We start from the raw sequence: 12,856 nt of genomic DNA, 5'->3' as shown, positions 1-12,856 counted from the left end.
AATATAAAATTTGACTATTGAGGTGATGTCTCAGAATCACATCCAAATTTGATGTGTTCATAATTTACATCATCATCTCCATCAAAGTTATTTTCAATATCTTCAAGACTCAATGTTCCTGAAACAACCATAGAAGCTGGAGTTGGATAGTTTCCATCCCATGGCAATAAGGTTACTTCATAGTATAGATAATCTACATCACTAGCAACCCCATCTGGTGGACTTGGAAGAGCGAAACAAACTGGTTCTGTAGAATACTCTCCGTTTGAATCATCACCTTGTGGTGAAACTCCTGAATAAAGTACGTCCCCATCAGCGTCTGTTCCATACCAGATATTCACTGAATACATTGCAGTAAAGTGACGTCCATTTGCATCACAATAGTTCGCAAAGAAGCAGAAATCTAGAGCAATATTTGTTTCTAATTCAAAGAATAAGTATCCATATTCATTTACATCACGCTTATCATAGCAGAGAACTTCAACATCAACATATTTTTTAGTACCTGCATTTAAAGTGATAGCTGTTGGAAGAGCATCATCTACATAGTTAGCCATTGCTGAACCGTCTTTAGGTGCGATCCAAATTAATTTATCATCAGCATCATAAACCGCGAAGTTTTCTAACATATAAGATCCTGCAGGTAGTTCTAATTGCTCATTTTCAAGAGTGAAATATTCTGCTACCCCATCATCGTCATAATCACCAGGAGTGTCACTAACTGAAATCGTTAGTGGGTCTGGCCCAGTATACCCATCTCCCGTGATGGTAACCATCACATAAGCTGGTGCAGCATCAGAGCAAACAGGAAAATCAGAAACATGCGCTCTTTGTTGCGATTCATTTAATAGATCGTTTAACACAGCTCCAAAAGAAAGAGTGGCCATGTTCTCATCCTGAATTTCCGGTGCTGAAGTTTCATCTTTGCTACAACCGGTCATCACTAAAGCAGCAATTATTGCTACAGCGAAATAATTTTTAATTTTTTTCATTTTTAAAAGTTTATAGTTAATATTTAGAATGGTTAAAATTTTAATCAACAATTGATAAATAACCGGTCGGTAAATAACCGACCGGTTATTTATTGTTTATTAGTCCTCGCCTTGTATTCCGCAAGCGACTGCATGTACTATGATCCAGAAATCACCATCAGTGTTATTGAAATCAAACGTATAATCAGTTTGATCTGCACTTACTTCTCCATTCCTATTATATTGGCCTGGAGCTTTTGCAGTATTACCTGAAGGTGGATTTTCAGAAAGATTCACATGTAATTCGGTAAAGCTATATTCATCGAAGATCTCAATCTCTAACTCAACATCACCATCATCGTTTAGACTAACAGTTGCATTACCTACATGAGTACCTTTATCGGTATCGTTCTGGCCTGCTCCTGCCCAAATTTTAAAGGTTTGAGAATCTCCATCTGAGTCATCGAACGATTCTGCCCAACCCCATCTGTTTGAATTACTAAATGAATTTATTGGCGTGTCACCGAACATAAAGGCAGTTTCACAAGCACCTTCTCCGTCTGGATTTTCGCAGGCATCTGGAACACCATTTCCATCTGTATCTATATTATCATCTCCTTCATCGCAAACATCACAACCATCTGGCACTCCGTCACCATCATCATCTGCATCATCATCAAAGCCTTCACAAGAATCACATGCATCTCCTACTCCATCTGCATCTGTATCTGTTTGTAATGGATTTGCATCCTCCGGACAGTTATCACAAGGACCTCTTAGGCCGTCATTGTCTGGATCTGGCCCATTCAAACATGGATCATTAGGACATCCGAAATAATCTGTAGTTCCGGCTATAGTTGGACACTGGTCACAGGCATCTGGAGTTCCGTCTTCATCAGAATCTGTGGGATCCTCGTTCGCAACTTCTGGACAAAGGTCACAAGCGTCACCTGTGCCATCTTTATCTGTATCTGCCTGATCAGGGTTAAAATCATCTGGACAGTTGTCACAGCTAGCTCCAATACCATCGTCATCATTATCCTGTCCTGGACAAGTATTTTGATCTGGATCACATCCAAATCTTAAATGCTCATAGTTAACGTTATCATCACCATCAAAATTAGCCTGGATATCTGCAAGGCTTAAAGTACCTGATATCACATCGCTACCTGGTGCTGGATAATATCCATCCCAAGGCTGAAGAGTCACTTCATAATATAAATATGCATCGTTATCTCCCACTCCATCAGCTGGTGCAGGAAGGGCAAAACAAAGCGGACTTGCAGAAAATTCTCCACCTTCAGAACTTACAGGTGCTGGAATATCTGTGTAAAGAGGTTCTCCTAAATCATCAATTCCAAGCCAGAAAGAAACACTATAATTAGCAACAAAGTGTCTATCACCTATACAGTAATTAGCAAAGAAGCAGAAATCTAAAGCAGTGTTGGTTTCTAGTTCGAAGAATAGGTATCCATAATCATTAACCATACGTTGGTCATAACAAAGTACCTCAACATCTACATATTTTTTGGTACCTGCAGATAGATTGATAACAGTAGGAAGTGGATTATCTACATATTCAGCTAAATCTCCACCCTCAGTTGGAGCAACCCAGATCAAATCATCACCTGCTGAATACACAGCAAAAAACTCAAGAGTATAGGTTCCTGCAGGAAGTTCTAACTCATCATCTTCTAATGTAAAATATTCAACTATTCCATCATCGTCATAATCTGCTGGTGTATCACTTAGAGGTATTTCAAGTCTATCTGGACCATCATATCCATCCCCTGTAATTTCCACAACAACATAGGCCGGTGCATCATCTGAACAAACTGGAAAATCTGCTAAGTGATCTTTTTGCAAGGCTTGTTTAGTCAAATCATTAAGCATAGTGCCAAATGAGATAGTTCCGGTTTCTGAAGAAGGATTTATTCCTTCACCAGAATCTTCCTTGGTACACGACGCGAAGAGCATCGCGAATATGGCAAGACATGCCATATAATTACTAAGTCTTTTCATAATTTAAATTGTTAATTGTATTGGTGAAAAATGGTCTTCCCAATGAATTTGGGAAGACCAATGGTTTTTAATTTACTTTTTCTAGTTCACCGCAGGCCACTGGTAAGCTTGGATCATAATCCCCATCTACCATTCTACCATGAACCACTACAGCTTTATTCTGAAGAGGATCGATCAGATTTTTAACTGTATTGCTCAACATAAATACTCTTTGATAATTGAAGTATCCACTTCCATCAGACATTGGAAAGCTTTCATCTTCATAGTTAAGAGCTAACTGAACAGGCCCGTAGAATTGAGCTCCTTCTGGTATGCTTATATACCTGTCATCTCCTTCAGGATCATCATCTGCAGCAGATTCCGGTGGACATGTAGCATTGTTATCATTCTCAAAACCATGAATATGTTGATCGTGAATTTGGTCTGGTGTGGTGTCAAAACCATAAGTATGCGTGGTAAGTTTATTACCTTCCAGTTTTGCGTAGACAAAGGCCACGACTCCAGAATCATTCAAAGATTTCAGACATGATTTGTAAACTAAAGCATTATCTGTTGGGTCTGGGAATAATGGAATATTATCATCTCCACAATCGGCTTCACCTTCTCTAAAGTGATAGTAATCAAGATTATCATCGCCATCAAAAAGTGATTTAACCTCTGCTTCAGTTATCACACCCTGACGGATAATGGTTCCTGCATTTGGACTGGTATATCCTGGACCATCAAGTAGTGTGATCTCAAAATAATATTCGTCATCAGCGCTAGTATCTGGAAGTGCAAAACATACTGGATCTGATTGATATTCTCCATCAACCATTACCACATTATTTTCTACATCATCATAAAGCTGAGCGCCTATTGCACCGTCTACATAAGAAAAGATATCTACACTATATGATGCTACGAAGTGTCTACCGTTCTCATCACAGTAGTTACCGAAAACACAGAAATCTATCGCTTTAAAGGTTTCCAGCTCGAAGAATAGATAACCATACTGGTTAACTAATCGTTGATCATAGCATAAAACGTCTACGTCTAAATATTTCTTGGTTCCGGCGTTGAGAGTAAAGCCATCAGAAGAAATTGGACTGTCTACATACTCAGCTAAATCTCCGCCTTCAATAGGTGCCACCCAAATTAGATTATTCTCAGAATCATAAACTGCAAAATATTCTAGAGTGTAAGTACCTTCAGGCAATTCAAGATCTCCAGATTCCAGGGTGAAGTACTCATCCACTCCATCATCGTCATAATCCCCAGGGCTGGAACTGATATCTACCATTGCTGGTTCCTGCATTGTTCCCACATTTACAGGTCCAGACAACACATATCTAACATGATCTGGAGTTGCATCACTACAAACCGGAAAATCATTTAAATGTGCACGATTCAGGTCTTCTTCAGCCTGATTTAGAATAGCTCCGAAAGAAAGGATACCTGTTTCACCTGGTATTTCTCCTGCCGAAGAAGTTTCTTCTTTACTACACCCGGCAAGCAGTAGTATAAATACTAACGGTAGCGCCAGGTATAAATTAATTTTTTTCATAATTACAAAGTTTTGGTTAATAAAAATTTAGAATGGTCAATAAAATCTCTGTTCCGTTCATGGATAAATTCCATGAGGAAAATTTTAATTCAATTTTTTAAAGAGGATACCTGACTAACAGGCAGATTTTTGAAGTAACTAAGTTTTCATAATTAGTAGTATTGGTTAATAATATTTAGAATGGTTAATAAATATATATACAGACCTCCCCCATGGGAGAAATATAATATCAAGTCAAAAAAAACTAAATGATTCGGGGGTTACGTGTAGGTTCAATATTTAGAATGGGGGGATATTCTAATTGAATGATGTAAATGTAAAAAAGAACTTCACTTTCTTTGCTGGGGGATTTCCCCTATAATGTAATTTTAAGTTACTGTTTAACAGTTTTTTAGCAAATGTTTAAGAAATTGGAAAATCCACCAATTTATGGTTAATAGCATATATAACACTCTCTAAAATTGTTTCTGAATTGGTTCTTTTTATAATATTAGATCTGTGCTTTTCAATAGTCTTTGGCGAAATGAAAAGGGTTTCTGAAATTTCTTTTGTTTTATAACCTTTGCAAAGCAAGCCTATGATCTCCTTCTCTCTTTTAGTAAAACTAAAATCGGTTAGTTCGCTGTTTTCTTTAAAACACTTTTCAACCTGGTCTGAATGACTACCAACTTTTTCGTCTATGTAATATTCCTCACCAGAGAAATCGATAAGCATTATAAATTGATCGGTTACATTTCTACTTAATTTTGAAAAGCTGATTCTTGCGTTTCTTAATTTATCATCGTGAATTAAAAGCGAGGTAGTGGTTACCGCCTTCATGTGTTTTCCACGAGCAAAGTTGCGCAGACTAGTTTTTACTTTCGCTTTATTCTCCACATTAACCAGATCAGTAAGTTTAAGATCATCTATCTTATCCAGTTTAAAGGTCTTTTTAAATTCATCGTTCATGGCAATAATAATATTCTGCTGAAGCAAAACGATTGGTTGCGCCATCATATTAAATAGCCCCATGAAGCACTCATGCCAATAGTTGAAATTTTTAGGAGTGCTGTTTTTCAAAAGAATACCGATGATTTGATCCATCCCCATTTTTACCGGAAGGTATTCGTCAATCAAAGACTTATATCTTTTTTTCATCACCAATAGATCCTCATTTTTACCGTATACAATAAGAAAGCTTTTGGTAAGAAAATGTGTAGACTTAAAATTTTTCAGATTTCTGAAATCTGATGCCTTATTATATGAAGTCTTATCAAAGAAGATAATGTCAGGTAGGAGATTCAGAGCAATATTATACGCTACATGTATACTTTTTTCTGAAGTTACTTCAAGACTTAAACTTATCTGACCTGAAATTTCTTCTATTAAAGCCTGATTTTTACTAACAATTAAAAGTTGCCTTTTTTCCATCTATATTCCACATTAAAAAATTAAAATAAACTTGATTTGAATACAAGGGCGAATATTCCAGGCAAGGGTCAATGCCTGTTACAATTTTAAAATGATTTGGGATAGGGAATTTTTTGAATACTCAAATATAAGTGATTTCACCTATTCCGTGTAAAAATTCAGGTAGTATTACTCTGACAAACAAATGTTTATGCTTCCGTCTAAAACCTCATTTTAAGACTTAAATCCCAATCCTTAACTTTTAATTCTATTAAATTTAATTTTGTTGTTAAGAAGGCAATTTTTCTTATCCATCAAATTTTACAGCTATCTTAACATCAGTAGATTGACATTAGCTTTCTAAATAATAATACAATAAGTAACTTTGCCATCTTGAAAAAATTTATGGCGAAGACTGAAGATAGAATCGAAGTACTGGGAGCGCGAGTTCACAATCTTAAAAATATTGATGTAAACATTCCTCGAGAAAAGCTGGTGGTGATCACCGGACTTTCAGGTTCAGGAAAATCATCACTTGCTTTTGATACTATTTATGCAGAAGGACAAAGACGATACATAGAAACCTTTTCAGCATACGCCCGTCAATTTCTTGGCAGCCTGGAAAGACCTGATGTAGATAAAATAGATGGACTTTCACCTGTAATTGCCATTGAGCAAAAAACCACTTCAAAAAATCCTAGAAGTACTGTAGGTACTATTACAGAAATCTACGATTTTCTACGTTTGCTTTTTGCGCGAGGTGCAGATGCCTACAGCTACAACACGGGAGAGAAAATGGTAAGTTATACCGACTCCCAGATCAAGGATTTGATTCTTGAAAATTTTAAAGGGAAAAAAGTTAGTATTCTCGCTCCGGTAGTTCGCAGTAGAAAAGGACACTATCGCGAATTATTTGAACAGATCGCAAAACAGGGTTTCATTAAAGTAAGAGCTGATGAAGAGGTTGTAGATATCGAAAAGGGAATGAAGCTGGATCGCTACAAAACTCATGATATTGAAATCGTAATAGACCGATTGAAAATAGATGATAAGCCCGATTCAGACAAACGCCTGGATGAAAGCATCAAAACGGCTATGTATCATGGAGATGATACATTAATGATTCTGGAGCAGGATTCAGGAAATATCAGGTATTTCAGTAGAAACCTTATGTGTCCTACTACAGGAATTAGTTATCCAAATCCTGAACCTAACAGTTTCTCTTTTAATTCACCGAAAGGCGCCTGTCCCAATTGTAATGGAATTGGAACACTCTATACCGTAAACCTTGACAAAATTATTCCGGATCGCTCAAAATCGATCAAAAGTGGTGGTCTGGCTCCGCATGGTCCGCAAAAGAAAAACTGGGTTTTTTCACAATTAGAGTTGATTGCGGAAAGATTCGAATTCAGCTTGAATGATCCAATCAAAAATATTCCTGAGGATGCACTTGAAATGATCCTGAATGGCGGGAAAGAAAAATTCTCACGTGAATCCAAAGCCCTGGGAATTACAAGAGATTATAAAATTGATTTTGAAGGGGTAGCTTCCTTTATTGAAACGACTTATCGAAATAATGATTCAACCTCGCTTAGAAGATGGGCGAAAGAATATATGGATAAAGTGGTTTGTCCTGAATGCGAAGGCTCCAGACTGAAAAAAGAGGCTCTTTATTTCAAAATTCATGATAAGAATATCGCTGAGCTGGCTCACCTGGATATTACCGATCTATTTAATTGGTTTGACGGTATAGAGAAAAAGCTAAGCGATAAGCAATTACAAATAGCCGAAGAGGTAATTAAGGAAATTAGAACCAGGCTTCAATTTTTATTGGATGTTGGTCTTACCTATCTTAACCTGAATCGTGGTTCAAAATCACTTTCCGGTGGAGAAGCTCAAAGAATTAGACTGGCAACTCAAATTGGTTCGCAGCTGGTTGGAGTTTTATACATTCTGGATGAACCAAGTATCGGTTTGCACCAGAGAGATAACGAAAAATTGATCAATTCTCTTGAATCCTTAAGAGATATTGGAAACACCGTTATAGTTGTAGAGCACGATAAAGATATGATCGAAAGGGCAGATCATGTGATAGATATTGGCCCTAGAGCAGGAAAACACGGTGGAGAGATCATTAGTGAAGGTACGCCAGCTGAACTAATGAAGCATCATACGCTAACGGCAGATTATTTAAGTGGTAAAAAAGAAATTCCGGTTCCCAAGGAAAGAAGAAAAGGCAACGGAAAGAAAATTGAATTAAAAGGAGCAACGGGTAACAATCTGAAAAATGTGAATATCACAATCCCATTAGGTAAAATGATCGCGGTCACCGGTGTTTCAGGAAGTGGAAAATCCACCCTAATTAACGAAACACTTTATCCAATAATGAACGCCCATTATTTTAATGGAGTTAAAAAACCAAAACCTTATAAAAAGATAAAAGGACTGGATCATATTGATAAAGTGATCGATATCAATCAGAGTCCTATTGGCCGGACGCCAAGATCTAATCCCGCAACTTATACCGGTGTATTTTCGGAAATAAGAAGTTTATTTGCCAAAACTCCAGAAGCATTGATTCGCGGTTATAAACCGGGAAGATTTAGCTTTAATGTAAAAGGCGGAAGATGTGAAACCTGTAAAGGTGGAGGTCTAAGAGTCATTGAAATGAATTTCCTACCAGACGTTTATGTAGAATGCGAAACCTGCCAGGGAAAACGTTTCAATAGGGAAACATTAGAGATCCGCTACAAAGGAAAATCTATTGCTGATATTCTGGAGATGACCATTGATGAAGCAACTCCTTTCTTTGAAAATATCCCTAAGATCTACAGAAAACTAAAAACTATTCAGGATGTTGGACTTGGCTATATTAGCCTGGGACAGCAATCCACTACTCTTTCGGGAGGTGAAGCGCAGCGGATAAAGCTGGCTACAGAACTTTCTAAGAGAGATACCGGAAATACTTTCTATATATTAGACGAGCCTACAACCGGTTTACACTTTGAAGATATTAGGGTGTTGATGGATGTTTTAAATACACTTACCAATAAAGGTAATACGGTTTTGATCATTGAACATAATATGGACGTGATCAAAATGGCCGACCATATTATTGACATTGGGTATGAAGGCGGAAAAGGCGGCGGAGAAGTTGTCGCTACCGGAACTCCAGAAGAAATTATTAAAAATAAGAAAAGCTATACAGCGAAATTCCTGAAGAAGGAATTAACCTAACCAAAAAATATAATGAAAACGCATAACAGAAATAAAGCCTGGAACGAGATAAAAACAAATGATTCCTGGGCAATCTTTAAGATCATGGGGGAATTCGTAAACGGTTACGAAAAATTAAGCCAGATAGGTCCCTGTGTTTCAATATTCGGTTCAGCGAGAACCAAGCCAGATATGAAATATTACAAGCTGGCCGAAAAAGTAGCAAAAAAAATAGTTGATCACGGTTATGGTGTTATCACCGGTGGAGGTCCCGGGATCATGGAAGCTGGTAATAAAGGAGCACATCTGGCTGGCGGAACTTCTGTTGGATTAAACATTGATTTACCGTTTGAACAACATGACAATCCATACATAGACAACGACAAAAGCCTTGATTTCGATTATTTCTTTGTTAGAAAAGTAATGTTCGTAAAATATTCACAGGGTTTTGTAGTAATGCCTGGAGGATTTGGTACTCTGGATGAGCTTTTTGAAGCGATTACCTTAATTCAAACCCATAAGATCGATAAATTTCCTATTATTCTGGTAGGAAGTGAATTTTGGGGAGGCCTTGTAGACTGGATCAAAACCACCCTTTTAGACAGCTTTAATAATATAAGTCCGGCAGATATTGATCTGGTACAGGTTGTAGATACCGAAGATGAGGTAATTGAAATTCTTGACCAGTTCTATGACGAATATAACTTAAGTCCTAATTTCTAGTTAACAGTCCCTTTGAAGGTATCAAACTTTGATTATATTTAGCCCTGATTACTTATCAGCACTAAACCTATTGCTAGTTGAAGAACCTTCCGTTATTCCTGATATTTTTGATATTCTCAGGATGGCTTTCTGCACAGAATGTCATCAACGTGAATGGGCGTCTTGTTGATAGCACCAAAAGTTTGGAAATAACCCAGGATATAAAATTTATAAATTCTGAAAATAGAGAGCTGGTAAGTATTTACCTGAATGACTGGAATAATGCTTTCAGCTCTAAAACTTCAGCCCTGGCAAAGAGATTTGCTGAAGATTACGCGCGTCGTTTTCACTTCGCAAAAGACAGGGAGCGAGGTTACACCTATATAAATTCCATAGGTAGAAAAGCAGGCGATTCTCTGGAATGGGACAGGCCGGGCAACACGGTAGATCTTATTCGGGTTAAACTAAAAGAACCGCTTGCCCCTGGAGATTCAATAACCCTTAATCTGAAATATGATGTCAGGATTCCGGACGATAAATTCACGCGCTATGGTAGAGATGCTGAAGGAAATTATAAATTAAGATACTGGTATCTTACTCCTGCCCCGCTTGATAATGGCTGGAAACTTTATAGTCACCAGGATCTTGGGTTGCAGTACCTAAACCCACATACCGTAAATATTTCGCTGGATATTCCTACTGAATATTATGCAGCTTCGAGCCTAGATCTTTTACGAACCCAGACAAATAAAGGTTATAAGACTATTACTTTTAGTGGTGATGAACGTGTGGACAGCAAAATGTATATTACAAAGTCCTACATTTTCGAATCTATAAAAGCTGAAAACACCCAGGTAATTACAAATATCGAGGATGAAGATATTCAGTTTGAAGTAAAAAACAGGCTCTTAGAAAGAACCGTTAATTTTTTGAATGACCGACTCGGAGAATATCCTCATGAAAATATTTTCGTTACGCAGGAAGATTATCTCAATAGTCCAATTTACGGTTTGAACCAGTTACCTAGTTTTATAAGACCATTTCCTGATGGATTTCAATATGACATCAAGCTCTTCAAAACCATCACCAATAATTACCTTCAGAATACGATCTTTTTAAATCCAAGAGAGGAAAAATGGGTGACCGATGCGATCCTAGTTTCCCTGATGATGGATTATGTAGACGAGTATTATCCAAAGATGAAGCTTATTGGGAATCTCAGTAAGGTGATCGGGTTGAGATGGTTTCATGCTGCCGACCTGGAATTTAATGACCAATATCAATTTCTCTACATGAACATGGCGAGAATGAATCTAGATCAGCCTTTGGTTACCAGCCAGGATTCATTGGTAAAATTCAATAAAAATATTGCAAATGCCTATAAAGCTGGAGTAGGTATTAAATACCTGGAAAGTTTCCTTGAAGATGAATCGGTAAAAGAATCAATTTCCGAATTTTATTCAGAATATAAATTAAAGCCGGTTACAGATAAAGATTTTGTCAGAATTCTTCAGAATAATGCAGAAAAGGATATTTCGTGGTTTTATGAGGATTATGTCAGTACCAATAAAAAAATAGACTTTAAGATCACCAGGATGAAAAAACTGGATGATTCCCTTCAGGTTACTATCAAAAATCTTCGGAATAATGACATGCCAATAAGTCTTTATGGTTTGAAAGATGGCGATGCGATTTACAAGGAATGGGTGGAAAATGTTCGTGACACGAAAACAGTGAAAATTCCTAACTACGATTTTGAACGTTTGGCCTTAAACTATGAACAGGAAATTCCTGAATTTAATCAAAGGAATAACTACGAAGGTGTTTCCAAGATTTTTGACAAACCATTACAATTCAGGCTATTTCAGGATGTAGAAGATCCAAGATACAACCAGATCTTTTTCATGCCCGAATTTGAATACAATCTATATGACGGTATTTCTATCGGACCAAAATTATATAACAAAACAGTTTTAAGTAAAACCTTCAATTTTTCTTTCTCCCCGAAATACGGCTTTAATAGTGAGACCTTTGTAGGTTCAGCTTCATTTTATAATTCTCATCAATTTGAGAATAAGGACCTGAATCTTATTTATTACGGAATTGGAGGTTCAAGGTTTTCTTATGGTTACAACCTGTTTTATGAGAAAGTGACTCCATTTCTGGTGTTTTCTTTCAGGAACTCCTATTTGCGAAGTAATGAAAGACAGAGGCTTTCCATTCGAAATATTAACGTGAAAAGAGATCAGAATCCTGTAGATCCGCTTTTAATACCAGATTACAACGTGCTGAATGTAAATTACAGCTACAGTAATCCAAATTTTCTGAAGCACCTTACCGCTTCTTTTGATTATCAGCTTTCAGATAAATTCAGCAAAGTTTCGGCTACTGCAGAATACCGCAAACTTTTTACAAATAACAGGCAGATCAATCTAAGGTTTTTTGCTGGAACTTTTCTTTATAACGATGTTCGCTCGAATGATTATTTCAGCTTTGCGCTGGACAGACCCACAGATTATCTATTCGATTATAATTACTATGGTCGTAGCCAGGGAAGTGGTTTATTCAGCCAGCAGATCATTGTTGCGGAAGGTGGTTTTAAATCTCAACTTCAGCCGGAATATGCCAATGAATGGATCACTACCATTAATGCCAGTACAAATATCTGGAACTGGATCTATGCTTACGGAGATGTAGGAATAGTTAAAAACAGGGGTGATAATGGAAAATTACTTTATGATTCAGGTATAAGAGTTAGCCTGGTACAGGATTATTTTGAACTTTTCTTTCCTGTTTATTCAAACCTGGGTTGGGAGATCGGGGAACCAGACTACGATCAAAGAATACGATTTATAGTAGCGCTGGACATCAATACGCTCATAAGATTATTCACACGTCGCTGGTATTAGCCTTCTTAAGTCTGAAATTAAAACATCCTTAGTCTAATTTCGGTATTGTCAACGAATTCTTATTTCCGACATCTTTAATTCTAAAATAAATAATAAAATAG

7 protein-coding genes are annotated in these 12,856 nt (G+C 37.1%); 3 read left to right on the top strand and 4 right to left on the bottom strand.

Translation table 11 applies throughout. The features are described 5' to 3' along the window. Positions 1 to 14: 14 nt before the first annotated feature. From AC2S94_RS10430 to AC2S94_RS10415, 4 genes are all read right to left on the bottom strand, one after another. Positions 15 to 992, bottom strand: a complete 978-nt coding sequence (locus AC2S94_RS10430) for a hypothetical protein (RefSeq protein WP_484628543.1) — start codon at positions 990 to 992, stop codon at positions 15 to 17. A 99-nt stretch (positions 993 to 1,091) separates the two neighbouring features. Continuing rightward, entirely contained in the window at positions 1,092 to 2,993 is a 1,902-nt protein-coding gene (locus AC2S94_RS10425) for a hypothetical protein (protein WP_484628542.1), read from the bottom strand. A gap of 67 nt (positions 2,994 to 3,060) precedes the next feature. Beyond that, positions 3,061 to 4,539, bottom strand: coding sequence for a hypothetical protein (locus AC2S94_RS10420; protein WP_484628541.1), 1,479 nt, complete (start codon positions 4,537 to 4,539; stop codon positions 3,061 to 3,063). A gap of 402 nt (positions 4,540 to 4,941) precedes the next feature. Beyond that, positions 4,942 to 5,949, bottom strand: a complete 1,008-nt coding sequence (locus AC2S94_RS10415; RefSeq protein ID WP_484628540.1) for a response regulator transcription factor — start codon at positions 5,947 to 5,949, stop codon at positions 4,942 to 4,944. Between the two features lie 384 nt (positions 5,950 to 6,333). On the opposite strand from AC2S94_RS10415, the gene uvrA reads away from it, so the two are divergent. From uvrA to AC2S94_RS10400, 3 genes are all read left to right on the top strand, one after another. After that, positions 6,334 to 9,165, top strand: coding sequence for an excinuclease ABC subunit UvrA (uvrA, locus tag AC2S94_RS10410; RefSeq protein WP_484628539.1), 2,832 nt, complete (start codon positions 6,334 to 6,336; stop codon positions 9,163 to 9,165). 12 nt (positions 9,166 to 9,177) lie between these two features. Continuing rightward, positions 9,178 to 9,867 carry an LOG family protein gene (locus AC2S94_RS10405; RefSeq protein ID WP_484628538.1) on the top strand — a complete coding sequence of 230 codons (690 nt, stop codon included), beginning with the start codon at positions 9,178 to 9,180 and terminating at the stop codon, positions 9,865 to 9,867. A gap of 77 nt (positions 9,868 to 9,944) precedes the next feature. Continuing rightward, positions 9,945 to 12,755 carry a gluzincin family metallopeptidase gene (locus AC2S94_RS10400; protein ID WP_484628537.1) on the top strand — a complete coding sequence of 937 codons (2,811 nt, stop codon included), beginning with the start codon at positions 9,945 to 9,947 and terminating at the stop codon, positions 12,753 to 12,755. Positions 12,756 to 12,856: the final 101 nt, after the last annotated feature.

Source organism: Christiangramia pacifica (assembly GCF_057221535.1).
The sequence above is the reverse complement of the archived record's forward strand: the minus strand, read 5'-3'. Positions and strand labels throughout refer to the sequence as shown.

Bases quoted from the DNA above. Each gene is read 5' to 3' on its own strand.
- AC2S94_RS10430 (WP_484628543.1), bottom strand. From the start codon at position 992: ATGAAAAAAATTAAAAATTATTTCGCTGTAGCAATAATTGCTGCTTTA.
- AC2S94_RS10425 (WP_484628542.1), bottom strand. From the start codon at position 2,993: ATGAAAAGACTTAGTAATTATATGGCATGTCTTGCCATATTCGCGATG.
- AC2S94_RS10420 (WP_484628541.1), bottom strand. From the start codon at position 4,539: ATGAAAAAAATTAATTTATACCTGGCGCTACCGTTAGTATTTATACTA.
- AC2S94_RS10415 (WP_484628540.1), bottom strand. From the start codon at position 5,949: ATGGAAAAAAGGCAACTTTTAATTGTTAGTAAAAATCAGGCTTTAATA.
- uvrA (WP_484628539.1), top strand. From the start codon at position 6,334: ATGGCGAAGACTGAAGATAGAATCGAAGTACTGGGAGCGCGAGTTCAC.
- AC2S94_RS10405 (WP_484628538.1), top strand. From the start codon at position 9,178: ATGAAAACGCATAACAGAAATAAAGCCTGGAACGAGATAAAAACAAAT.